The following is a 26,392-nucleotide window of genomic DNA, read 5'->3' on the forward strand; positions in this document are numbered from 1 at the left end:
TTTTTGTTTTCTTCTATAAACGCATATCGACAGCATCTTTAGGTAAAATGCATTTTAAATCATAAAGCACATGTGTAGCTTTACCTAGTTCATGAATTCCATCAACACCCATTGCTTTAAATTCACTATGAGCAACAGCAAGAATAACTGCGTCATAATGACCTTTCGCTGGTTCTTTAGTTAATGAAATTCCATATTCATGTTCAGCTTCTTCGCTAGCACAAAGCGGGTCTACCACGTCAACGTTCACGTTATATTCTTTTAGCTCTTCGACAATATCGATAACTTTAGTATTTCGAAGATCGGGGCAGTTTTCTTTAAACGTTAGACCCATCACCAATACGTTAGCATTATCTACTTGAATACGCTTTTTAAGCATGCCTTTAACCAGCTGAGAAACCACGTAATGTGCCATACCATCATTAAGACGACGACCCGCTAAAATCATTTCGGGGTGATAGCCAACAGATTGTGCTTTGTGAGTTAAATAATACGGATCGACACCAATACAATGACCGCCCACTAAACCAGGCCTAAACGGCAAGAAATTCCACTTGGTACCTGCAGCTTCTAGCACTTCTAAAGTATCTATATTTAATTTATTAAATATTACGGATAGTTCATTTATCAATGCAATATTGACATCTCGTTGAGTATTTTCGATTACCTTCGCGGCTTCCGCTACTTTGATAGATGAAGCTTTATAAGTACCTGCCGTAATAATCGACGCGTAGAGTGCATCGACTTTATCTGCGATTTCTGGCGTAGAGCCAGAAGTAACTTTTAAGATAGTTGGCAAGCGGTGGGTTTTATCACCTGGATTTATGCGCTCTGGAGAATATCCGGCATAAAAACCTTGGTTCAGTTTCAGCCCTGAAACTTGTTCAAGAATAGGAACACAGTCCTCTTCCGTAGCTCCTGGATACACTGTTGATTCATAAATTACAATAGAGTCTTTCCCGATTACACTACCAAGCATTTCAGAAGCTTTTTTAAGTGGCGTCAAATCTGGCTGACGATGCTTGTCGATAGGAGTTGGAACAGTGACGATATAATAATCACAACCTTTAAGCGCATCTTTATCAGTTACGCAAGTTAATAAACTTGCTTCTTTCAACTCTTCGCTTTCGACTTCACAAGTACGATCAAAACCTTCGTTCAATTCATTAACACGTTGTTGGTTAATATCAAAACCAATAGTTTTATACTTCTTGCCAAACTCCACCGCCAGCGGCAGGCCAACATAGCCTAAACCGACAACAGCTATTTTAATTGATTCCATTTTATCCACTCTTATTAATCCAATTGACGTTCAGGTAAAAAAGGAAACGCCTTTATCCCCGCAACTCCTCTATTTTCAAAAACAAAGTTGTCCTCTATCAAATTAGTATCGTGAAATTTCCCAACAATTATGTTTTCTGTTAGAGATATATCTTCAACGTTACCTCGTTTATGAAACACTAAGCTGCCGCCATCTCTATCCAATATAAATATATTACGCTTGATATCAACGGTATTTTTCTTATGCTTAATTCCCTCTAAGCCATATCCAATCAGATTCCAATTACTCGTGTTATTACCTTGCTGTAATACTGAGTTTTTAATTGATAACACCCCACCATTAGGAATATCTAATAAACGGCTGTCTTTCTCATTTAATGAGGCTATCGTTGAGTTTGAAATAATTGTTTTCTCTGCTCTCGATTTTATCTCGTGACCTTCATCTTTAGAGGATAAAAATTTCGAATTGTGAATATATAACTCACCACCACCAACGTAGATTGCGTGGGCTCTTCCCGCAAAACCAAGCCTCTCAAATCGACTATTTTCAATTGTTACCGTACCTGAGTTTTTTCCTGACAGCATTCCTTGCTCACTATCATGAAAAAATACATTTTCAATTGTTAAATTTTCGCCTTTTAAGCGAATACATGCTCCATTTCCATCACTGACACGTACACCTGAGCACTCTATATTCAATATTTGAGTATCGTTACCATTGATAATGAGGGTAGCCTTACCTTCTGCCGCATATCCTTTTAAATGTGTACCAATTTCACCCCGAATGGTGACAGAATTTGCATTTAATACACCACCATCGTTGTATACTCCAGCCTTTATAAGGATTTCACTACCATCAAACGCTCTTTTCAAAGCGTAAGAAATTGATGGCACAGGCTCATTATTCAAAAATACGCCAGAACCAGTTATTTTTTCACTTGCTTTTGCTGGCCAATTTACAATGACTAAAAAAAAGCTTATAACAAATGTACATTCTAGCCGCATTTATCTGCCCGGTTTTACTTGAGGGCAATATGTTAGCTGATAAAAAGACAGGAGTAGCATAAAAAATAACGAACTGACTTTCGCAGAGTCAAAAGGATCCCCAAAAAAACCAAATCCACCAAATCCCAATATAGCTCCTAGCAACATTATTCGTAAAATCTTCAATTCATCAAAAAGATCTTTTTTATTTTGCAAACAGCTAAGAAGTAAAAACAATAAAATGCAGCCAATTACTCCTAATTGATAATAAACACTTAAATAGGTATTTTTTATATGCCAAGGTAAATGTGAAAAGTCATTATAAAAAAACCAATGATTTATACCTTTTTCAAAGCGATTGTTTTTTACTAGATTAACATTGCTTCCTAACTTTGTTACAGAAATAGCATCGATAATCAAAGGCTCTTCGCTATACCTATTACTAATAGTTAACATCGAAGGCCAAGATAACATTCCCTTACCAACTGCTTTACTTTCAATTTTTGTTTCTATCTTATAATTACCTATTGTATTTTTAAGATATTTCAATGAACAAGTAGCAGTAAAGTTACTCGCATAAATTAAGTTTCTTTCACAAAAACCTAGATTCAAAGAGACCTGATTATTATTCTCGATTTCAACAACAACTTGATACTCTGTATTAGGTTCAATATCTAACCGTTGCCCTAAAATTAAATCACTCCCTTTACCTATTATTAACTTTGAGTTAGAAATTTTAAAGCTACCTATATCTACGACACTTTCAGGAGATGCAATTGCATAATTAATTGGAAAACTTCCAAGCCCATTACCTAAAACAGTACTGACATGATGTTCTTGAGATGAACGCAACACATCTGTCCAATGTGACAACCGTATTTGAATATCATCTTCTATCGTCTTCATGCGTTCGCCAAATTGATATGACCCGAATATCACACTAAAAACGAAAGCCAAAGCAATTACCGAAAGTGCTGCATATAAGTTAGATTGTGCGTCCTTAAAGTTATTTGACGCAAAATATCCGTATGCAACAACACTATTAATAAAAACTATTAACACTAAAGCTAATTCACTAAAAAGTGAATGTTCAACCCACCTGCTTTCAGAAGCATAGTGCCAGGATATAATGGCTAGCATAATGCTACCCATAGCAATAAGTCCTTTATTCATTGATAAGCTAATTAAGCCTTTATTAGATAAAACAACTAAACTTAAAATTCCTAAAATGAGTACAGATGATGTTAAGAGCGACATATATCCTCCCAACCTAAAAGCTATAACAGCACCTACTATCATTGCAGACAAAAATACAAAATCTTTCTTTCCTAAAAATTTTTGATTACCAATAAAGCGGCTATATAAAAATAGAACACTAACGACCTCTATAAAAGCAGCAAAATATGTAGTTCGTGTGTAGCCCACTAAAACACAATAACTAACGCTAAACAGCGCCATTAACGATAACAATTTTGATTTTCTTGTTGAAAACCAACATAGTGCGCACAGATTCAATGGTATTAATAGAAGTACAACGCCATCGTATGCTTCACCACCAGTATGCATATCCGAAAATAACCCAGTTACACGATAAGAAGATGTGAAATCTAGAAGGGAGTTTGCAATTGACCATATAGAATTAAACTGAAAAATCGCAGCTAATGTCCCTCGTTCCCATAAAACGATAACAAATAATAATATTGAGGCAACAATGCCGCCCCAAAATAAGCTCGACAAAGTAGAATAAGCATTCTCTCGCACTTGATGAGAAAAAACTAAAGAGAGCAAAAAACCGTATAAAAATCCTTTTCCAACTTTTAAGGTATAAGCTTCAGAGTAGTAAGGATTATTAAGTGCATCATTTCGCAACAAATAGTTCACCACTCCTTGCCAATCAATATTTATGATTACTAGAAGTATGAATAATAGCGGTACTATTATTTTTATCGATATTCCTAGCTTCATTAAAGGTGCGTTTCGCAAATATAGAACACCAATAGACATCAAAATGTATATGTCGAACTCATTAAATAAAAACGCCCCAGTCCAGGGCGCCAAGTCAATCAATACAATAAAAATAGGTAACGTTGTAAGCCAAGCGTATGGTTTGAGCAAATAAAGAGCCACCACTGAAACCATTGCGATATATGTAAACAATTTGCTAGCAGGAAAATAAAGAGTGATTACTAGACAGATAAAAATGGCTAAAAGGCCGACTCCGCTTATCGCGAAGCTCATTAAATTAATATTTTTAAGGTTACTCATGATTTGAAGCCTGGACAGCATTCGAAGTAGGCTTTATATCAATAGTATTACCTTTAGAAATCGTCAAGATAATATTTCCCGGAGCTGAATAAGCTAATTGTTTCGAAAATGGCCTTTTGCTGGAGTTCTGTTAATTCATCTTTCCATTTGTAGGCAGCCACCAACGGTTTTTTATTTGTAGCATAATATGCTTCATCTTCTTTTTCAGTTGAGCCAACTACAAATTGAATAGTTTCTTTTCCAAGTTTTAAATTTAACTTTTCGAAAAGTGCTTCCACTTCAGATCTTGGGGAGCGACAAATATCTTCATAAACTAATACAATTGATTTATCTGAATTAACTTGCTTTAACGCCAAATCGTTCATTATTCCCCAGCGAATTGCTAGACGCTTTTCAGGTGGCATTGCTTTTAAATCAGCCAAATTAAAGCGAGTCTCACCACTTTGCTTAAGTAGCTTATCAAATAAGTCCCAATCTTCGTAAACTGGTATAGAGCTATCGAATTTTCTCTGCTTTTCACCTCTCAATGTAGAGGCAATGTTACCGCAAGGATGTCTAAGTATTTGTACCGCCATTGCATCGCAGTGTTTTTGAATTGCTCCTATGCGTGCTAACGATTCAATACTCTTCCAAACAATGACTGGAGGAGTCGATTGTTTTCTAATCGGTTTTTTAAAAAATGGTAAATTAAGCTTATGAGCCAATTTCGATAGATAGGCACTCCCTAAATACAGTTTAAATTGCCAAAAGTTCATATAAGACTTCTCGAAGAAAGGTCTTGATGCTGTTACTTTTTCGTCATTAACTTTTAACCATTCATTAGTTGCTTGATACACTTTTTCGGCGTCAGCAGAGTTCGGTTGAACAACTAAAGGAAGCCCTTTAATCGGTTGAGCACTGTCTGGCTCATGAAGATAATATGTGTCTTGATGACTATCAAATATCTTGCCTATCCAAGTAGTGCCAGATCTTGGCATCCCAAATAGTAATATCGTTTTTTGTTCGCGCACAAATTACTCCTTTCCTATTTTGCCCGAAAAGCTTTTAGCAAACTCAATGGTAATCGCTTCAACTTGACGCTTATATTCACGAGATGAAAACGTATGATCGGCATTTTTTACCCGATGAATTGACGAATTTTCATTGTTTATTGCATGCCAGCGCCTTTCAGAAAGTGCTTGTTGTTCAAATTCCTTTGCAGTTAAATCATCTTCACTTAAGATCCAACAGAGCTTACCCTTAAACTGGCTCAAGCCATTTAACATACGTTGCTGGTAGCTTGATTTTTCCAGTTCCAAAGTCGCTACACTACTTTTTAAGTGCCCGGTAAGTTCGTTGGCACTGTTAAATAGACTGATCTTTCCCGTCAACAATTTTTTCCAAAAACTTTTTGAAAATAAACGCTGACAGTAATAATACTTAAGCATGGTTTTTCCTTGCGCCTGTTCACTTTTAAGCCAAGGGTTGAGTAACACCATTCCTGCAACTCGAGGATCTTGGTAACCATAAATTAATGATGCTGAAGCTGCATCACACAAGCCCCAAACAACTACTTTTTCAACTTCTTTCTGTTGCTCTAAGAGTGCATCAATAGCCGATTTAATATCATCACAAACATTATCAAATTCTGCTTTTTCACCAAATGAATCACCCATACCAGTGTAATCAAATCGCATACAGGTAAAGCCACTATTGGCAACTGCTCGTGCTAATTGTACAAACTGGCGATGACTACCCACTCGGTACTGAGGACCACCTACAACAATAAGTACACCGACATTGCTCTTATGTTCACTTGGATGAATAATTGAAAGCAGCTGATTGCCTCGAGAATCAAAGGTTTTCGCGTATTCCATGTCAGCTACCTATTTCCGAAAGCAAAACCAAGCCAAGCTCAGTTAGCTCAGGTAAATCAAAGATTTCAGGGACTTGCCAAAATGCAGGCGTTGTCATCGTATGAACCATGATCTCTTCTACACCTTCAACAATGCGTTTTGTAGCAGGTGAAACGTTTGAACTGGCAAGCTCTAACCAGTATGTTGGCGCCTGCCACTGTGTGTCATGAGTAATGGATAAATTTTCTAACTGCTCAATGAAACCGGCGGTTAATAAATAGCCCGCAACTTCAGTATTATTACCGCTTAGAATCTCGTTGCGCCAATTAATCTTTTCGCCTTCGCCACTCATCATCGCATTTGCTTGTTTAATACGGATAAGCTGATTGACAAAAAGTTTACCGTTTGTCACAGGTTTCCATAGTATATACGCTTGGATGGGGAGGGCTTGATGTAGCTTTTCTTGATTGGTGGCAAGCAATAAAGCACCCACTCGCACACCTAATAAGATAATGTTTTTATAGCCCTGTTGGACCAACCATTGACCCACTGAAATAACGTCATCTAACCATTGATTAGCGCTTGCGTCTTCAAATTCCCCTTCACTATCACCACTACCGTAATAGTCCATAATAAAGCTTGGATGACCTTTGTTAGCAAAAGCTTGGCATTGTTTTGCTAATATAGCTCGCGCTAGATTAAGCTCTTCTGTTATAGAAGGTAGACAAAGAATCGCAGTGCTTCCTTGTTTGTCACCAAACTGGCTGACAAATACTCTTCCCAGCTTAGCTGGTACAAAGTGTCCCTGAATAATCATAATTAACCGACTTTTTCTGCAACAAAGTCAGTAAGAGAGCCTAAGGTTTCAAAAATTTCCGCACTAACTTCATCGTCTTCAATAGCTACACCGTAGTTTTCTTCCACCATAGTTAACACAGTAACAATTGCCATCGAATCAAATTCAGGTACGGCACCTAATATTTCAGTATCTACATCCCAGCTCTCAACTTCATCTAATTGAAGGCATTCTTGAAGTAATTGTTTTAATTCTACTGCTAACGACATTTTTTTTCCTTAGTTCTATTTTGCACCCATAGTTTAACGGGCTAATCACCTTTCGTATAGATTAAAAAAACCTGACTTAGCGCTGATCTTTATCGAGAATACTTTTACACATGCCAACAATCCCATTAACTGTTTTTCGATTAAAGGCATTTAGCGTGTAAAGCGGCTGAGAGCTGCTCATCCATTCTTTTTTATAGGCATCGTTGCCAGTAAGAAAATCCACTTTGTTAACGCCATCTTTATCTATGACATAGTTAAACATATCGGCTGTTAGAATAGAGCCAACACTTTGGTTTTCATAGGTAGGCGTATGGGCAAGTTTGAAAATAGACGCCACACCGTTTGAAACAAACCACATTTGAGCAGCAACAGGCACTTCACCTTTATACACAAAACCCATACGCAATTGGTTTAACTGACTAAATTTCTTAGCTATTTCATCGATAAAGGCAGGAAAAGGCTCATTAACTTTCCAACTTTTAAAGTAAACTAGATGAAAGTCTAACAATGCTTTTACTAAGTTATCTCCATGATGAATGACAGTATGAAATTCACCGGCTTTGACTAATTTTTCTCGCTTACGTCGTATGGTATTTTTTAATTTGCTTGGTCGTTTAGCCCAATAATCATCTACGCTTTTGATGTTATCCTCATACCAATTAACTGAACATTGGTGACTGGCAACGAAAAAACCGATTTTTTCAAGCGCTTCACGACACTTATCCAACTCTGAAGAAATCATTGGCGTAAATTCGATTTGGGCAAATTGATGCAAAAAACGTTGAAAATGATTAAAGCACGCTGCGTAATTATCAGCTTCGTTATTTGAAACCATTTGGAAAAATGGTGTATAAAAATTACTTAAGCCAACAAGTTTTCTATTTAAAAAGCACGTTTTCTTCGGGCTGTTAATAATTTGAACAGGTAAATAGCTTTGCTCTAGTGTATGCAATATTCGAACTGATTTATCACCAAAACACACATAACGATAAAACGCCTCGTACCATTCTATAGACTGCCAGCAACAGTTGGAGTAAGTTACTCCATTTTGGCACAATACGTTTTGCGTTAGCTCTCTAAATATCACGCCTTTCTCACCTTAAAACGCACCTTTTTTATTGTCGATACTAAAGCATCTAACCACTTATAACGATATAGTGTTGCATTTAGCATTGTGCGCTGTTCTGAACTCCAATCAACTTGATCTCGATTAGCGTTAGTGTAAAAGTCAATCGTGTTCGTCAGTTTATGATCGAAAATATACTTAACTAGGTGATACAGCAGTACTTTCCCGACAGCAAATCGTTTATAACTTTCCTCGTAAGTTGTTTTTAAAATGACCAAAATATCTTGATTAAATAAACACAGCCTACTCGCAACGATATTGCCACCAAGCTTCAACTCAATAACAAGCGCATTTTTGTCCTTCGCGAAATCCTTCATCAGTTCACGATAAAATGCTCCTTGTGTATTTCCTGGGTGTAACGCTGTACCTATCTTCCCCTTCCAGCCTCGGCTTTCAATCATGCCGTACCTATCAACACCATCACTCACATCTTGAACCAAAGAATAAATATCTACCGTTAAAGTGCCTTGCTCTTTATCTATCCGATTGTGATATCTACGCATATTTTTTTTGAGTACTTTTATACGTTTTTCCCAATAACTATCAAAATTTCCTTGTACTTCAATAGTAATATTAGTTGCTGCAATGCTTACAGCATGTTCAGGCAATGCTTCAATTAAAATTTTGTGCTCTCTAGGATCGAGTGAGTGCATATCAATCTGATATACAAAATCAGGCAACAATGAAAATAAGCCTTTTAGCTGTAGCCGTTCTCCTGCTAATACCACCACTAAAGCTGCCTGCGCTTGGCTAGGCTTAAAAATTCGCCACTTTCCCTTTCTACAAGGTTCAAGTAACATCAAAGCAATGATGTCATTCTGCGTATTAGTTGCCTTGGCAACAAAGATGTTTGCAGGAAAATATTTAGCGATTTTCTGAACAAATAAGTGGTGCAACATAGGATTATTGTTATGAGCCTTTTCAGCTAGCTGCTGCCAATCTTGCCATAAATCGCCATCATAATTATCTAAATTGCTCACTTGCCATTCCATGTAATCAGCCTCGCTTAGCTTTTTTTATGATAGATATGATGCAATTTAAATCTTCTCGAGTCAGTGATTGATGGACAGGCAGCTGGATAAGCGAATCACGAAATTTTTGACTAACTTCACAGCTCGTAGGTGCTAGCTCTTCCCATCGATAAATCTGCAATCCTTGTTTTCTAATATCGTCAAATGAAGCTGCATCATTTAGCTTAAAGGGCAAAACGTAAGGAACGATATCGTCAGGTAACGATGGGAAAACTACTTCACCTAGCCCACTTTCAACGAGACGTTCAGCCAGATATTGATAATTTTCACGACGCTTTTGCTTGTTCGCCTGATGGGAGTAGGCTGAAATAACGGCTTTGTCACTGCCTACTACGTTTTTAGAAATGCGACGCATAGAAAAATAGCGAAATGTAGAAAGAGGGTCTTTAATACCAAGCTTATTTTTTACTTTACGAAAAAAGCTTAGTACTCGTTCAAATGTTACACTGGGCAAATTATCAATAAAATTTTGTACCTCACTTTTGTTCTGAAAAGCATCAGTAACCAATAGCTCTGCTCCCGTCTTTACGGGTAAAAATTTAACAATGCTAGTAATAGCCGCCTTGCCATAAACTTTACCTGTATACATAGCATGAGCGAGATCTTCAATTAAAACAGTGTTCTTTTGCTGGCATATTTCCGCAAGCTTTTGTACGCCACAATCAAAGCCAAAATAACGAATATTTATCACTACATCACCAGCTTTTAATTCCTGTTCCAACTGTGAAAAATCAGGGTTAAGCTCTTCAGTTATCGAATAAAAATTGACTTGCTTGCCTGCAGCTAAAAACGGTTCAACCAATGCAGGGCAATGATAAGCGGGACACCAAACTTTGTTTGCGCTAATACTTTTAGCTAGTACATATAAAGCACTTCGACCACGATCTAAATGCCAATGCTTACTCACCCCCTGGGGGAAAACACGTGGAACACTCTCGCTTAAGTGCTGACTAGATGGTAACCCAAATATTGTCGGGGCTGGATAATTTCGAGCATCAGCTAACGGTTTTGAGAATTCAATCAATGTTAAATTCCCAGCTGATTTCTGGTCAATCTTAAATGAAATTTAGTAGGTGTTCGATCCCATGGTGTAAAGCGATTCAGTTGCAACATATCACTTTCAGGTGTTGATATACCCCAACGAGTTGATACTGCATAGTTATAACTAGCTTGCTTTACTTGCTCAACAGTTTCTTCGGTGTAGTCATTATTTGGCTGTCCATTTGGATAGGCAAAGCCTGCTACTGATTGACCAATCCACTCTTCAATTGTTTGTTTCGACTCTTCAATTTGTTGCTTTTGTTCGTTTACCGTTTGAGATTTTAAAATAGGGTGATCAACTGTATGGGCACCAATTTCAACACCCGCTTCAGCGAGCTCCTTAACTTGTGCAGGTGTCATCATTTTTGCTGGTGACTCTTCAACATGATTAGCTTTATATAAGCGGTCAACTATTCGTTGTCGTTCTTGATAGTCTTTATGCTTAATCATTGGAATAAGCTTTTTGACCAGTTGATTTCGAGCTTGCCAGTTGCCTAAGTTTTCGATACTTAAATTAAGTACTGATAAATCAATTGTTGAAAGTGTTTGATTACCAACCAAGTCGATAAGGCGGTCGTTCCACATATTACCACCTTCAGAAAACCGAGTCGCGACAAATACCGTTGCAGGAATATCAAACTCTTTCAAGATTGGTAACGCCACCTCTAAGTTATTAAGGTAACCATCATCGAAAGTTACACATACCGAATTAGCTGGTAAGTTACCTTCTTTCAATAACCTCGTTGCTTGACTTAGCGACAGAGGGTTGTAATGGTCACGTAGCAGTTTCATCTGCCAGCGAAATCTTACTTTATCTGGCTCAGAAGGATGCATAGGTTCAGCTTGTTCAAGCACCTGATGATAAATAAGAATACTGAGTTTGTTTTTACTACCAAGTCTACCTAGTAGTTTACAAATACTATGCAACATCGACCTGCTCTTCACCACCGACCGGTTGTTCTTGTATGTCCTTACCCTGAAACCACAGTTCTAAAATGACCATGATCCAGATAAGTTCTCCGTAATAACCCGCATGTACGCTTTGATGGGATTCCAGTGCTTGGTCAATCAGAGAAGGTTTTACGATATTTCGGGTTTTGAAAGCGTTTAAGCAATCCATTGTCAGCGTTTTTAGTTGCTCATTTTCTTTCATCCAAACACCGAATGGTAAACCAAAGCCATGCTTACTCTTTGTTAAGGTATCATCGGCTAAAAACCCTTTGCAGGCACGTTTATAGAAATCTCGCAGCTTACTTCCTGGCAATTTTACTTCTGATGGAATTGTACAGCTAAAGTCAACAACCGACTTTTCAAGCAGCGGATATTCAACATTTACACCGGCCATTTCGCACATTTTACTTACCTTAACTAAGTCGTTGTCTGCAAGTGTGAATTTCCAATCAAGATAAAGCATTTTGTGAACAGAGTCGTCATCACGGCATTCTTTGTACCTATCTTGCTGTTGCATTAAAGGCGCTTGCGTATCAACTTCTTGCAAAAAAGTTTCATCAAACATATTGTCAGCACCAAACTGATTGATGAAATTATAGGTTTCTAAACGCCCTGGCAGTGGGACATCCGCTTGTGATATATAGCTTGCAACTTTCTTAGCCACTGGTAATTTACCAATAAAATCATTAACAAATACGCCTCGCGCAACACTTTGTACTAATGATGGAGTTTGGGCAAACACTTCAAATACTTTTTGTTTGGCATAGCGTCCATTTCCAGCAAAAAGCTCATCGCCTCCATCACCAGCTAATAACGTATCAACGCCATTTTCCTTAGCGAATTTAGCACAGAAATAGGCAGCCATAGCAGAAGAGTTACCAAACGGTTCTTCAAAATATTGTGCCACATTAGTGAAGCCTTCAACTGCGTCTTCTGGGGTTAAATACAAGACTTGATGGTCTGTATTGAAATGTTTAGCAGTTATTTCAGCATATGGCGTTTCATCATAGGCATCGACTTTGAAGCCAATAGAAAAAGTTTTTGCGTTTTCTTGCTGATTTGCCAGCATCCCTGCAACAGTAGAGCTGTCTAAACCACCACTTAAGAATGCACCACAGTTCTGTGTTGAACATTGCTCAACACCTTGTGCGATAACATCTAAACATTCTGCTTCTGCTTGACCACCATCTGCTAAGGTTTTACTAAATTCAGGGTTATATAAGTTTTGCTTAACCGGTGTTTTATCCGCAACGAATGTCAATCTACAGGCTGGTTCTAGTTTTTTACATTCTTGATAAATAGTGAGAGGCGCTGGTATACAGTGAAAATAAAAATAATTGTAGATACCTTGCTTAGATATCGTACAAACCGTCGCTTTATTGCCCTCTATTAAATCAAGAGAATCTGACAAATATAAACCTGTCGATTGCTGACTATAAAAAAATGGCTGAATGCTCATATGATCATTAACTACAGCTAATGATTGAGATGATTGGTCAAAACAGGCGATACAGAACTTGCCACTAAAACTCGAATATAGGCTATCTAAGCTCGCTGACTGTTTTATTTTATCCGCCAGTTGCTGAGCATTGGCGCTTTCATTGTCAACGAGTAAACGTCCCCAGACAAAAACAGCTAGCGCTTCATCTTCATAGTGTTGATATTGCGCTTTAGAAGCTACGTAGACAGGTGCACAATCTTGTCTTTCGATTGTGAAATGCTGTACGCTGGCTGTTGAACCCATCATGTTCATAAAATTATTTTCTCTCTTCCTTGGGGGCATTATATTACTTTATTCAGCCCTCTTAGCAAAGCTGTCGATATACTTGCTGACGGTTAATTTCTAGTTTTTTGTGAACTGACTACTGTATTTAAAGTTTCTTCTAATTTATACGCTTGGCTTTGACGTGAATAACTATCAAGTTCGTCTGAATTTAACAACTGAACTTCGCCACTTTGTAACGTTTGATAAAAGTTAATAATCGCTGTTTTAATTGCTTGCTGATCATCCAGTGCTGCAATGTAGCTATTGCCAGCTTTATCGAGTAGCTGGCCTGTATCACCTTCAATAGGCGTAAGAGCAAGCACTGGTTTTTGAGCTCTTATATATTCATAAGCTTTGGCAGGGATTTGATAATTACAATTTGCTGCCTGCAGTAGCAATAAGCCATCTACTGCCATCATTTCTTTTAACGCATCTTTATAGGGAACAGTCGGCTCTAGTGACACCAAGTCTTCCACACCATAGTGAATAAGTTTGCTTCGGTGAATGCCATCATGCCCAGTAGCTCTTAATTTAAAAATGATGTCTCTCGCAGATAGCACACCTTCTTTTTTTAACTCCGACAATGCAGCAAAAAAATGGCTTGGATCGCGTTCATAAGGATAAATAAGACCACTATGCAAAACTGTTAATGGTTTATCGACAGCCGATATTTGCTGCTCACTAGCGTCAAGTCCGTCGAAAATCACTTTGTCATAACCATTTGGTACAATTTGCCAGAAATCTTTGGAAGTTTCAGGAAACCTTTCTTGATACAGTATTTGCGCTCCTGGACAGGTAATCATCACCTTATCGCAGTGTTTCACCATTTTACGTTCAATCCATTGAAACCATTTCTTCTTAGTTTGATTAGCAGGGTAATTACTCTGAGCCATTGGATCTCTCAAATCTGCTACCCATGGCACACCTGTTATTTTATGTAACAAGTAAGCAATAAAATGAGCCGACGCTATAGGGTAAGTAGAAACCATTACATTAGGGCGCTCTTTAATAATTGAAATTAGGCCAGATATTACTCCACCTACAATCCAACTTTGCCAATTATCAGGGAGTGACATTCCGCCCCAATATTTTCCTTTTAAAGAAAAGTGTTTAGCGACATTTCGCGCAAACCCCCTGACAACCTTGATATTTTTAGGAATAAATGACAACTGCTCTGGAGACCATTTATCATAGGCTTTTAACGATACTGTTAACACCCTAACTTGCCAACCATGCTCTGCTAAATGCCTTGTAAATGCCAAAGTTCTGTGTACACCACTACTACCAAGTACTGGCGGGTAGTGGTAGGCGATGTATAGCAAACTTGATTTTTCCAAATGTCTAATCCTTTGTTTCTTCACTATATAAACAAAACTTGTATAATATCTTCTCTTCTAATAAAACGATATATTTGATTATGCACTTTGCCCAAAAATCTTTCTTGATCGTAATTACGTTTTTTCTGGCCTGTTTATCAAAAAGCGCAATAGCCGTTGATAATCGAACATGTGACTTGAAAGAGTTGGATAGTAAAAAGTATGCAAGAGCTTATGGTCCTTTTGATTATACCAACTCTATTCATTATAAAGAAAAGCTACCAATAGTAGAGGTAGCCCATTTTAACAAAAACGTAGAGCGACTTGTTTCTGGAATGACGGGATCACTAGCTGGCGATATTGGATATACTTTACATGCTTTTCCGAATCACCATAAAGCTTTGCTAGCCATGTCAAAATTACAAAAAAGATATAGCAGTGAACATGATTTTACGGCGATATACCCAAAAAGGTACACTGCAACGTGCTATTTCAAGCGAGCAATATATTTTCAACCGAGAGATGCCGTCAGTAGAATGCTATTTGCTATTCACTTGCATCAAAGTAAAAAACTAAAACTCGCTGAACAACAATATAAAGGTGCCATAAAGATTGCCCCTAATAACCCGGAGTTTCACTACAACATTGGATTGCTTTATGCAGATTTAGGTGATCTAGAGAAAGCAAAAGAACATGCAGAGATTGCTTATTCTCATAACTACCCGTTACCTGGCTTGGCAAACAAAATTAAAAAGCTTGAAAAAATGTAATTTTCTATTTAGTGAAATAATAGACATCATCATCTAATAAGAAACAACGAATTATTTAAATAATTTTTAACTGACTTTTTAAGCCTGTATTTGTTTTTTTCTATAAGGCTACTAAGCAAATAAATAATAAACGGTATAAATAGCCAGCAAAATAGTAAATTTACTAACTGATTTGACTCGTAAGGAACTATGATTGAAATGAAATAAAGTAAAGGCATATGCATCAAGTATAGTGAAAACGTATGGGATGATAACTCCCTTATAATTGACTCTAACTTTTTGGTTATCATACAAAATTTTGAATTGACAGCTAAATGAAAGCTACTAAAAATGTGTATTGAAACGAAAATGGCTAAAATGTAATCAGACGCGAACTTATCTGCAGGCTCCAGCAATACCTCGTATATTTGACTCCCTATAATATTTTGGAAAGAAGTATTTATAAATAATTGAACAGATTTAATTGAAACTGTAATAAACCCCCCAATTGAAACTAAATAGATTAATAAAGAAGCTTTAAAAGTTAACTTTATTGCATGTAAGTTTTTGAAACAAATGACCCCAAAGAACCAAATAGGTAAATAAAGTAAGATACTTGGGCCCATGATCAAAGCAAGTATACATAAAAAGGCTATTTTCGTTCGCCCTTTCATATACATTAATATGCCAAAAAATGCGTAATAAAGAACTTCATATCCAAGTGACCAGTAAGGTAGATTAAGAAAGGTAGGACTGGCAATCCAACTTTGATTGGTAAAACTAAGCGCTGAGATAATTGTCCAGACAGGGTTCTGTAATCGCTCATCTAATATAATAAAAGCTGATTTATCAATTTGTTTTCCCACATAATATAACAACACCGTAATTATTAGCGCAGGTATAGCGACAGAGTATATTCGAGAAACCCTATTAGTGACGTATTGTAAGGCACTTTCTTCTTTTTCAAATACTACATAGGCTATTACAAATCCGGACAAAACAAAAAAAATTACAACAGCCTCATGACCGAGGCCTGAAAACTGCCACAACCATCCTCCAGAAAAACTTGGTACATGCGATATAAAAACCATAATTGCTGCACAAAATCTTAGTATATCCAGATAGATAGATAGTTGCTTATTCATAAGGTTCGTTGCTACTTAAAGGTTATCCACTAAACATGTATCAATTTGAAATACGCTATTTATTTTTAATTTTATTTAATCGATTAATCACATTCATTATATAGCTATAGTTTCCCAACCCTAAGCGATGCGCCCCCATAAAAAAGAAGCTTTTTGCTTTATCTATATAGTCGAATGCAGTGCTATTTAATAAAGACAAATAATCAGAAAATATTTCCTTCAACTCTGCCTTATTTATAGGACCATTATCCCACTGATAACTTAATTCTGTTTTACTCTCTATCGGGCATGGAATATGGCCCGGGTATGTTTGCCACGGAGTTAGCCTGCTAAATTCAGGACAATTCTTAAACCAATCCATATATAACTTATGATACATAAGCTCTTTCGCTGGTAATGAATAGAGTTTTTCAATAAATACGCTATCAAAAAAAGGTAATTCAAGTTCTACTTCATGTTGACAAATAGTCTCAAAATGCAGCTCTAAATGCCTTTTTTGATCATTTCTCATTAGAAAATGATATATCGCTTTTGTTGTATCTTGAGGATATGACTGCAGCTCATTTCTAGTACCTATTTCAACTTTACCTTTGAATCTACGAAGTTGACGCTTCTGAAATAATTTCTCAGGAAATGCTCCATTTAGCTGTGACAAGAAAGAAGAAATTGACTCTTTTTCATCTCGATTTTTCAAGGATTTAATTAGTTTATCATCGATATATACTCCACCTAAAGAAACACTTCCACCATCTCCTGACCAAACAACCTTATGCAAATTATTAAACTTACTATCGGTTTTCTCATCTAGTGATTCTGAAATTAATTTCGACCAATTGGGAAATTTTAGTTTCGGAAGAATAATTTCATGATGATTAAACCGAGCTTTTATTGCATACTGCTTTGCATAATCATTATCTTGCGATTTTTGAGTGCCAAAATTAAAAGTAGAAATATCCTTCGTATATTTACTTAAGCAAGATGTCAAAGCTCTAGAGTCCAACCCCCCGCTAAGAAAAGCTACCGCAGGTTTATCAGCATCAATTCTCACCTTAATTGCTTCTATAAATATCTCATATAACTCTTTTACATCAATATCTTGTAAACTTTCTTTCACTGGGATGGAAGAATAATCCCAATAGTTATTTACAAGCACGTCTTCGTAATCATCAGTTATGTCTAGATATTGCCCAGCATCAAGCCTCTTGATATATCTATATTGAGTCCGATTAGATAAGCAATAACCAAAAGAAACCAACTCAGCTACACCGCTTTCATCAATAGCTAGGTTGGCGGTTGGAAGTTCTTCCAAAAAGGACAAAAGCGATGAAAATATTATGTGGCCATTGAAGTCGTAATAATAAACCGGACGTACGCCTAACTTATCTGTATACACATATGTTTTTGAATTTTTTCTGTCTATTGATACACCAGAAAATACTCCTCTAGCCAAGCCCAACGTATTTTCTAGCTCGTCTCGAGAATTAACACAATTTAACTCAGATAAGGCGTCATATAGAGAATTAGAGCTAGTTAGTATTGGGGCGCCTGAAACAATAGAAGTACATCCATTTTGGCCGGTAAGGTAATTTTTTTCTTTTGAAAAATTAATCGTTAATAGATACTTACTGCCTTCTTTAAATTCAAAAGAAATGACTTTCTTGCTAACTCTTTCAAGACAGGCTTTGAATTCTAGACTCTCTTCATCACCAATCGTATTTCCATCTTTCTTGATTATTCCTGCAAAAACAGTCACCTTCAATCACTCCTCAAACATATTTTATATAGCTTTAAATAGACCTATACACTTTTTATTAGCTCATAATATAGCATTGCCCTTATTTTGACTTTCATAGACAATCAAAACTGACCCAAATTGCCTTGGCTCGTTGCAAATTATCAAAGACGGTATTATCAATTGTTTACACTTATACAATTATAAATTAACAAACCAAAAACTTATCTAGAGCCAATTTTTTTTCTAATCTGCGAAAATATTTTTTCCTCGGGACCGTTTTTGCAATTTGTCATACTACAAAGCAAGGTTAACGACGCAAGAAATAGTAGGGCACCGCTTAAAACCTTGATTAATAACAAAGTATAAATAGAATAGTCGCTATGTGCATACCAATATGTGAAGGCAAACTGGACTCCCCATGCCATGACACATGACGAAAGAACAACTCGCCATATTTGTGACAAAAACAGTTTAATATTTAACATGCCAATGTAATGTTGAATTAGCAGTAAAATTATAATTCCCAAAAACCCGGAAACTGTTACACCGTAAGCAAGTCCTAAATAACCAAAATAAATGGTTGCTGGCGGTAAAAGTATTAATTTGATAATTAACATAAAAAACGATTGTTTACCTAATAGCTCAGGTCTGTCAAAGGCTATCAATCCTGTAACAGCACTTGCGGAAACAACTCGAGAAATGCCGAAAAAAGCTAAAATTGAAATAATAGGCGCAACACCTAGCCATTTTTCACCTAAAAAAACTAAAGTAAACTCTTTTGCAACTAAAGATAGACCAACAGACGTTGGTATTGCGACTAATAGTACCGTTGCCAAAATATTTGAGTACATTTTCTGAAATTCGACAATATTATGATTTAGTTTAGAGAGTCCGGGTAACGCAGCTCTTGCAACTGGCATAGCGATTTCAGTCGACGGTATCCCTGACACCTCATAAGAAATGGTATAAAGGCCTAAATCTTTGGTTTCACCAAATTTACTCAACAAAAAACCATCTAACTTCAAAGATACCGCAGAAATTAATTCATATAAAAACATCCATTTAGAGAACCTAAAGATTGATGAAAATTCCTTAAATGTTATTGTAGGACGAAAGTCATTGTTAAAATAACTAACCACTACTCCCATTAGCTTTCCTGCTAATACTCCAATTGGAAAAGCCCAGTATGTTCTCCATATAACGGCTACAAAAATGGTAATAGAGAAAGAAGTAATTTTTTTGATAAAGTTAAATTTGAAGTCTTTGTCAAACTTCATGTATTTTTGAAAGTCAACAACCCCAACATTTTCAAAACCAGCGACTATAGTAGCCAGTGAATAACAATAAATTAGAGGTTCAATTCTTGAATCATTAAAGTAGTAAGCAATGTGTGGCGCTGCCAACATCAATATTACCCCTAACGACAAGTTTCTAACTATGTTAATCGTCCAAACTGTATCGTAATGTGATTTATTGGCATTTTGGTTTTTAATTAAAGCAGCGTTTAAGCCAAACTGAGTAAGCAAGTCCAAAAAGCTACCAACTAACACCGCTTTGGCGACCAAACCATAATCTTCTGGCGTAAGTATTCTAGCCAAAATCAGAATGCTGATAATACCAAGTACTCTAATAGACATTCTCATTAGCACTGTCCACAAGGCACCTTTTGCAATCAACTTGCCTATATTAGCGTTCATGTACTAATCAATCCTTTTGCCTAAATCAGAGTTTTCCTGTTTACGTACATACTGATTAACTAAGATTGCTAAACACAATAAATGATAGGGTAAATCCCAATAAGCCAACCCAAGAAAAGCACCACCTGACATATACGCAACTAAACTAACTTGCAGCATTCGGCTTAAATTACTACACCATTCTATTGCTTTATTGGAATCAGCTAACTTGATGGTGTGATTACAAAGGCGCCAAATACCAAATAGAATACCTAAAAATAACATTAGGCCTATCCAACCTTGTTCACCTAATACTTCAAAGTAAATACTGTGGGCATCATGAATTTTATCGGGATTTGGCGCATATAAAGCGAATGTTGTAGGCCCCCAATGATTAAAACCACCAGATGTAATGCGATCATTAGCCAAGTTAAATGCTAGTGTCCACGAATTTATTCTTCCCATAGCTGAAGCATCTTGCTCGTAACTTTGAATTGTATCCATGCGTTCGAACCAATGATCTGGCATCATAGGTAATGCAGCAACCACTAATATAAAACCAGCAAAGGCAATAGGTAACTTATGTTTACTTTTCAACCAGAAAAAACCCGACATCGCAATAAGGCCTAGCAAAGCACCTCTCGAATAACTGGTTACAATGGAAATCAAGCATAGAAGAATTGCGCCTAATAACGCCTTTTTAATCCATTTATTATCGACATAAGTCATCAAGAAATATAACAAAGGAACTGTCATGAGCAAAGCAAGTGCCAGCTCGTTATTCCCTTCGATAAATGAGTCAGGTGGCCCCCAAACACGAAAACTACCCAGTGTTGCGATTGAGAATACACCACCTTTGATACCGTAAAAGCCAATTGATAACGCAATGACCCAAACTAACAGAACAATACGGTTTTTACTTTGCAATAAGGCTAAACATAGGAAGACACCTATGAGAATTTTAGTGAAGCGAATAAACTCTCGTAAAGCGGGTTGTGTATCAAACGCAAATACGGTACAAACCGCACACCAGAACCAAAAAATAAGCAACAGCGCTTTCATTTTACTTTCGGGCAGTTGGATTTTTTCTTTAGCAAAAGCGAGGCCAGTTAAGGTAGCAAGAAACGCCCAAAAAGCTATTGGCAAGGAATAAATGAAACCCCATGGTACTAGGCGATGAGGGTTCATATAACCTATCCATACCATAGCTAGTGCTCCCACATAGGGCTTTTTCAGCGCCCTAGCAAGCAAAACGAAAATAACCAAAGTTATAACTATACTACGAAGATCCACTAATTTTGCCCTTTATCTAATGGCTCTTTCAACATGTCGCCTTTATTAGATAGTGCCCTAACACGTGAGATTTCGTCTTCGAAATACTGCGCAATAAATTGATGTTCATCTTCAGTAATTTTTGGCACTTTGGCAGTAACCTTGTCGCCGAGATATCCAACTAAAACATCTGGCATTAGCTTTCTAATCGTTTTCAAAACAGGCTTTACACGAAATAGTCGTTGATTAATAAAGCCCAAGACACCTGTTAATTGAAATGACTTATTTTTATGTAACCCTAGCTCGATATTTTCTTTTTCAGGTATCCCCATAAACGACAGGCATTGGTTAACTACTTTTTTAGGCTCTTCGATGAGCTCTTCAAACTCTACGACTAGTACATTTTCTTTAGGGAAATATTCTAGATAATGCTGAAGCTGCTCTGCGTATTTCGAGAACCTCTTGTAATATGAGCTTTCCTCAATCGCTTGTATTAGAGGTCTTTGTTCGTACCCTGCTGTTACCTGATGCCAATAGCCTGAATAAACACGCTTTACTGGGTTGCGCACAATATAAATAAGTTTCGCATCAGGCGAGGCTTTAAAAATTCGTTCTGGCACACCAACCAGTGGGTTATTGCTTTCTGCTTGGTCTTTTTCATAAAGTTCAGGTAATGGACGGCTTGTATAGCTGGTTGATGCATCAATTAAACATTTATCAGGGTTATTAAATAAGCTTTTGTACCAATCAAATCCTTTATCATAGTTACGAGTAAAAAAGTCTGGTTCTTTAGGTTCAGACAAGCAAATTTCGTCATGCTGAGAAAGCAAAGCAGAAAGCTGAGTTGTGCCCGCTTTCTGCGCACCAATAATAAATGTTTTCGGTGGAAATCCTTTTAAGTCAGCCATAGTGTTTACTAAACCTTTTTTATCGCTAGATTTACAATTCGTTCAGCATTTTCATCCCATGTTAGGTTTAAATGCTCTATTGTTGCCTTTGCATTAGCAGACAAGCGACTTCTTAGCTCATCATCTGCCGCTAATCGTTGAATACACGAAATAAACTGCTCATTCTCTTCTGCCTCAAACAACAGAGCATTCTCCTCATCGATTAGCAATTCTTTGATATTTGGTTGGCTAGGGGCGACTATTGCTTTGCCTTTCGCGAGGTATTCAATCATTTTAAGCGGTGATGCATACGGAACAACTGCGGGTTGTAAGGCTATATCCATTGGTTCTAACCAAGCAGGCATGTCGTCGCGCTCTACTAATCCAGTAATATGCACTCTTTTTTCTACACCTAACTCTTTTGCTAAATCTTTAATGGAAGGTATTACCGGGCCATCGCCGACTATTAAGAAAAATAAGTTCTGGTTTTCAGACATTGTAAGTAAACGAACAATTTTGTCTAAGCCGTGCCACTCTCTACAGAAACCAACAAAGCCAATAACCACTTTATTGTCAGTATTTATTAGTAGTGGCGAAGGCAATGGCTCTCCCAAGAATGCGTCGGTGTTAATTCCGTTGGCAATAACTTCTATATTGTCTTCTTTAACACCAGCACTACGTATATGTTCAGCTAATACATTGGTTACAGGCAATACCATATCAGCATTGCGCCAAGTATAATTTTCAGTCCACTTGGCGAAACCTTTTAAACTTATCCCGTCGTATTTGCTCCGTTCTTCAAATAAAGGCGCATTTACCTCTAAAATAAGCGGCAGTTTAAATATTTTCTTTGCCCAAATGCCAGCAGGGTTAAAAAGGTTATAGCGCTCATAAATAAACACAGGCTTATCTTTGACGATTGTTTTGGCTAACTTTAAAAATGTATAAAAGCTGTAGCTAAACTCAACTACTTCATATAGCCATTGAGGTAGCTTCGCTTTTAGCTTGGCTACGATACCTCCATCACCACCAAAATCCTGGTTTTCTCCCATACTCGGTGCAACTAGTAATATTTCGTGGCCATGTTTTTTCAATGACTTGATTATTTCTTCAATGTGAACAAATTGGCCATCTTTTGAAGCTACACGGTGATGATATAAAATTTTCATAGCTACGAACTTAAAATCCTATTAAATAGCTGATATTGGGCATCTGAAGTTTCATCCCAATTAAAATGTTCTGCATAAACGCGTGTATTATCTCTATTTATGCCTTGTGCTAATAATTGCTTTATGCCATCTGCTAATGCCTTGGCATTTCGTTCAACTAATACTCCGGCTTCTGGTTTAGCAACAACCTCAGGTGTGCCCCACACTTTTGTCGCGACAACAGGAGAACCACAAGCCATCGATTCCAAAAGCACATTAGCCCAACCTTCTCGACTAGAAGCTAGCATGCCTATATCACCAGCTTGAAAGTATTCGGCTACCTGCTTTTGAGGCAATGAACCTGCAAATTTCACACGCTCTGCCACATTATATCTAAGAGCAAGTTGCTGTAACTTCTGTTCCCATGGTCCGTTTCCGACAATCACTAAATTAACATCGGGCAGTTCAGTTAACGCTTCAATGATTAAATGATGCCCTTTTCGCTCGATTAAATAACCAACACTAATTAACGTAGTGCCAGTAATATCTAGCTTTTCTCTTAATGCTTGGCGATTGCTTGCAGGAGAAAACAAATCTAAATTAACACCATTGCGCATCACCGTAACGCTATCTTTGGCATGCCCCATTTCAATCAGGACATCTTTTAAAGCCGCACATACAGTAATTGAATGTGCCGCTTTTTCTGCTGCCCAATTAATTAATTTTCTTGGCAATTTATATTGTGGGATTAAGTTTAAATCCGTGCCGCGAGCCGTCAAAGTAAAAGGTAATTTCAAAAGCTTCATCGCTAATGCTATGGCCACACCATCAGGGTAAAAATAATGACCATCAATGAGTTCAAATTGCTTGCCTTGTTTTCTTAAACGCCTTAATTGCCGCCAAATAGCAAATGCCATAGTAAAAGGCGTAAATAACATCCCAACTTTAGGGATAACTAAATACTTAGGGTGATAAACATCCACACCTTCACGCACTTCTTGCGACTTTACTTGCGCATATTTAGCATACTGCCCAAAACGTTCATTACTCGAAGGGAACCAAGGAACGGGTGCTATCACCGTATGCTCAATATCTGGATACTTAGTACGTAAATATCTAAGACGAGTATTGATGAAAATACCCAAATTTGGCTCAATATGATTCGGAAAAAGCGATGTTACTGTAAGCAATTTCATGCAGCTAAGTCTTCACTTTTACCAAGCATATTTGTTAAAAAGCCTTCAAACATCATCAGTGACCAAAGCACCGCACTGTGTTCTTTCACGCCGGAAATATGCTCTTCAACGATCTTGGTTAGAAATACCTGATTAAAAATATCAAGTTCTACTAATTTACCGTGTAGCACTCGTTGACGAAGCGACTCTTTAAGTGGCCCTCTAAACCATTTACTCACGGGTACACCAAAACCCATTTTATCTCGGTATAAAACATCTTCCGGCAAATGTTTTTCAAGCGACTTTTTAAAAACAAACTTACCTTCACGATCAACCAGTTTATACTTTGCGGGAATGGTATTCGACCACTCTAAGAACTTATGATCGATAATTGGCACACGCACTTCCAAGCTATGAGCCATGCTCGCTCTATCTACTTTTGTTAAAATATCGCCTGGTAAGTAGGTTTTCATATCAATATATTGAATGAGCGATAATGGATCTTTGCCATCAAAGTTTTTCGCGTGTTCATTAAAGACAGATATAGCCTGATAGCCAGCCAATTTTTGCTTGAATTTGTTATTAAATAAATTATCGCGTAATTCGTCAGTTGTTACGGATACACTATGTAAATAAGCTTCTATCGAGTTACGTTGTAATGCTTGAAAAGTCGATTTAGCGCGCAAAAATTTTGGTGCCCAATCTAGCTTCGGGTAGTATTTACCTAAGAAACCAAATACTGGCTTTCTTAAGCTATGTGGCACAAACTGGCGTATTTTCTCTTCAAGCATATGCCAACGGTGACGACGGTAACCGGCAAATAATTCATCACCACCATCGCCAGATAGACACACAGTCACTTGCTCGGCTGCCATTTGGCAAACACGGTAAGTAGGAATTGCTGAGCTATCAGCAAAAGGCTCGTCGTAAACCCCCACTAATGTATCAATAAGATCAAAATCATCACTCGCGACTGTTTTTACTTCATGATTAGTTTTGTATCGGTCTGCTACCATTTCTGCAAATTCAGTTTCGTTAAAATTTTTAACGTCAAAACCAATCGAACAAGTATTAACAGGATCTTTTGATAGGTTAGCCATCAAAGCAACAATCGCACTTGAATCTACGCCACCTGATAGAAAAGCGCCTAGTGGCACCTCTGCTACCATGCGGATATCTACCGCTTCTTTAAGTTTTTCTATAAGCTCTTCTTGCAAAGATTCAAATGACTCATTCGACTGTTTAGCGAATGTCGCATCCCAGTACTGCTTAACCTCTGCTTTAAATGAAACTCTATCTATAGTTAGCGTATGACCTGGTGGTAATTTATGAACGGATTTAAATATAGATTTTGGATCTGGTATATATCCTAAGGCAAAGAAGTCTTCAACGGCTAATTCATTTATTGTTTTATCAAGCTTAGGGTGCTCTGTGAGTACTTTTAATTCAGAACCAAATATAAACTCAGTACCATCTAAAATACTATAATAAAATGGCTTAATACCTAACCTATCGCGTGCAATAAAGAGTTTTTCCTTTTCAAGATCCCAAATAGTGAAAGCAAACATGCCGCGTAAATGACTAACGCACTCTTCTCCCCACTCTAAGTAGGCATTTAAAATGGTTTCAGTATCACCGACCGTATTAAATCGATAGCCCTTGGACTTTAATTCTTCATGTAACCCTTTAAAGTTATATATTTCACCATTAAAAACTATGACCGCTTTACCACAGGCGCTAGTCATTGGCTGTGGACTACCTTCTAAATCAATAATAGATAAGCGTCGATGTGCTAGTGCTAAGCCATCTGCAAAATAATAGTCGCCAGCATTAGGACCACGATGTTTTTGTCGGTCGTTCATCGATTGAATTAGGCTTTGCTCAACTGCAACTTCATTTGATGAATGAAATATTCCTGCAATTCCACACATTTTTTTGTCCTTAG

At 37.2% G+C, this 26,392-nt stretch carries 22 protein-coding genes; 1 reads left to right on the top strand and 21 read right to left on the bottom strand.

Annotated elements, in window-relative coordinates:
- Positions 1-13: 13 nt before the first annotated feature.
- The 13 genes from tviB to HII17_RS15980 all read right to left on the bottom strand — a co-directional run bounded on the left by tviB (position 14) and on the right by HII17_RS15980 (position 14,681).
- Positions 14-1,282, bottom strand: a complete 1,269-nt coding sequence (tviB, locus tag HII17_RS15920; protein WP_211185390.1) for a Vi polysaccharide biosynthesis UDP-N-acetylglucosamine C-6 dehydrogenase TviB — start codon at positions 1,280-1,282, stop codon at positions 14-16.
- 14 nt (positions 1,283-1,296) lie between these two features.
- Positions 1,297-2,286 (bottom strand): right-handed parallel beta-helix repeat-containing protein, encoded by a 990-nt coding sequence (locus tag HII17_RS15925; RefSeq protein WP_169076367.1) that lies wholly within the window; start codon positions 2,284-2,286, stop codon positions 1,297-1,299.
- Positions 2,287-4,530, bottom strand: a complete 2,244-nt coding sequence (locus HII17_RS15930) for a hypothetical protein (protein WP_169076368.1) — start codon at positions 4,528-4,530, stop codon at positions 2,287-2,289. It lies immediately after the preceding gene.
- A gap of 53 nt (positions 4,531-4,583) precedes the next feature.
- Positions 4,584-5,540 carry a sulfotransferase gene (locus HII17_RS15935; RefSeq protein WP_169076369.1) on the bottom strand — a complete coding sequence of 319 codons (957 nt, stop codon included), beginning with the start codon at positions 5,538-5,540 and terminating at the stop codon, positions 4,584-4,586.
- Positions 5,541-5,543: 3 nt separating this feature from the next.
- Positions 5,544-6,386, bottom strand: a complete 843-nt coding sequence (locus HII17_RS15940) for a hydrolase 1, exosortase A system-associated (protein WP_169076370.1) — start codon at positions 6,384-6,386, stop codon at positions 5,544-5,546.
- 1 nt (position 6,387) lies between these two features.
- Complete coding sequence (locus HII17_RS15945; protein ID WP_169076371.1) at positions 6,388-7,182, bottom strand: alpha/beta hydrolase family protein; 795 nt, start codon at positions 7,180-7,182, stop codon at positions 6,388-6,390.
- Positions 7,183-7,184: 2 nt separating this feature from the next.
- Positions 7,185-7,430, bottom strand: a complete 246-nt coding sequence (locus HII17_RS15950; protein ID WP_169076372.1) for a phosphopantetheine-binding protein — start codon at positions 7,428-7,430, stop codon at positions 7,185-7,187.
- 76 nt (positions 7,431-7,506) lie between these two features.
- Positions 7,507-8,517, bottom strand: coding sequence for a GNAT family N-acetyltransferase (locus tag HII17_RS15955; protein WP_169076373.1), 1,011 nt, complete (start codon positions 8,515-8,517; stop codon positions 7,507-7,509).
- On the bottom strand, positions 8,514-9,536 hold the full coding sequence (locus HII17_RS19345; protein ID WP_169076374.1) for a GNAT family N-acetyltransferase: 1,023 nt from the start codon (positions 9,534-9,536) through the stop codon (positions 8,514-8,516). Before HII17_RS19345 ends, HII17_RS15955 begins: the two co-directional genes overlap by 4 nt.
- A 16-nt stretch (positions 9,537-9,552) precedes the next feature.
- A complete protein-coding gene (locus HII17_RS15965) occupies positions 9,553-10,611 on the bottom strand; it encodes a DegT/DnrJ/EryC1/StrS family aminotransferase (protein ID WP_169076375.1) in 1,059 nt (352 codons plus the stop codon).
- A 2-nt stretch (positions 10,612-10,613) separates the two neighbouring features.
- Positions 10,614-11,558 carry a polysaccharide deacetylase family protein gene (locus tag HII17_RS15970; RefSeq protein WP_169076376.1) on the bottom strand — a complete coding sequence of 315 codons (945 nt, stop codon included), beginning with the start codon at positions 11,556-11,558 and terminating at the stop codon, positions 10,614-10,616.
- Positions 11,548-13,362, bottom strand: coding sequence for an asparagine synthetase B family protein (locus HII17_RS15975; protein ID WP_235938872.1), 1,815 nt, complete (start codon positions 13,360-13,362; stop codon positions 11,548-11,550). Before HII17_RS15975 ends, HII17_RS15970 begins: the two co-directional genes overlap by 11 nt.
- Positions 13,363-13,415: 53 nt before the next feature.
- Positions 13,416-14,681, bottom strand: coding sequence for a glycosyltransferase (locus HII17_RS15980; RefSeq protein WP_169076377.1), 1,266 nt, complete (start codon positions 14,679-14,681; stop codon positions 13,416-13,418).
- A gap of 80 nt (positions 14,682-14,761) precedes the next feature.
- Between HII17_RS15980 and HII17_RS15985 the strand changes: the two genes are divergently transcribed.
- Positions 14,762-15,430, top strand: a complete 669-nt coding sequence (locus tag HII17_RS15985) for a tetratricopeptide repeat protein (protein WP_169076378.1) — start codon at positions 14,762-14,764, stop codon at positions 15,428-15,430.
- 29 nt (positions 15,431-15,459) lie between these two features.
- On the opposite strand, the gene HII17_RS15990 is transcribed toward HII17_RS15985, so the two are convergent.
- The 8 genes from HII17_RS15990 to HII17_RS16025 form a co-directional block, all read right to left on the bottom strand.
- The gene (locus HII17_RS15990; RefSeq protein WP_169076379.1) at positions 15,460-16,554 is read right to left on the bottom strand and encodes an acyltransferase family protein; all 1,095 of its coding nucleotides are present in this window, start codon (positions 16,552-16,554) and stop codon (positions 15,460-15,462) included.
- Between the two features lie 55 nt (positions 16,555-16,609).
- The gene (locus HII17_RS15995) at positions 16,610-18,307 is read right to left on the bottom strand and encodes an asparagine synthase-related protein (protein WP_169076380.1); all 1,698 of its coding nucleotides are present in this window, start codon (positions 18,305-18,307) and stop codon (positions 16,610-16,612) included.
- Between the two features lie 203 nt (positions 18,308-18,510).
- Complete coding sequence (locus HII17_RS16000) at positions 18,511-19,986, bottom strand: lipopolysaccharide biosynthesis protein (protein ID WP_169076381.1); 1,476 nt, start codon at positions 19,984-19,986, stop codon at positions 18,511-18,513.
- 3 nt (positions 19,987-19,989) lie between these two features.
- Positions 19,990-21,258, bottom strand: coding sequence for a putative O-glycosylation ligase, exosortase A system-associated (locus HII17_RS16005; RefSeq protein WP_169076382.1), 1,269 nt, complete (start codon positions 21,256-21,258; stop codon positions 19,990-19,992).
- Entirely contained in the window at positions 21,258-22,145 is an 888-nt protein-coding gene (locus tag HII17_RS16010) for a sulfotransferase domain-containing protein (RefSeq protein WP_169076383.1), read from the bottom strand. Before HII17_RS16010 ends, HII17_RS16005 begins: the two co-directional genes overlap by 1 nt.
- 8 nt (positions 22,146-22,153) lie before the next feature.
- Positions 22,154-23,293, bottom strand: a complete 1,140-nt coding sequence (locus tag HII17_RS16015) for a glycosyltransferase family 4 protein (protein WP_169076384.1) — start codon at positions 23,291-23,293, stop codon at positions 22,154-22,156.
- Between the two features lie 2 nt (positions 23,294-23,295).
- Entirely contained in the window at positions 23,296-24,468 is a 1,173-nt protein-coding gene (locus HII17_RS16020) for a glycosyltransferase family 4 protein (RefSeq protein ID WP_169076385.1), read from the bottom strand.
- Positions 24,465-26,378 carry an XrtA/PEP-CTERM system amidotransferase gene (locus HII17_RS16025; protein ID WP_169076386.1) on the bottom strand — a complete coding sequence of 638 codons (1,914 nt, stop codon included), beginning with the start codon at positions 26,376-26,378 and terminating at the stop codon, positions 24,465-24,467. The genes HII17_RS16020 and HII17_RS16025 overlap by 4 nt, the downstream gene beginning before the upstream one ends.
- Between the last annotated feature and the right edge of the window lie 14 nt (positions 26,379-26,392).

The sequence above is a fragment of the Thalassotalea algicola genome, from assembly GCF_012932965.1.
In the GTDB taxonomy this organism is placed as follows: domain Bacteria; phylum Pseudomonadota; class Gammaproteobacteria; order Enterobacterales; family Alteromonadaceae; genus Thalassotalea_F; species Thalassotalea_F algicola.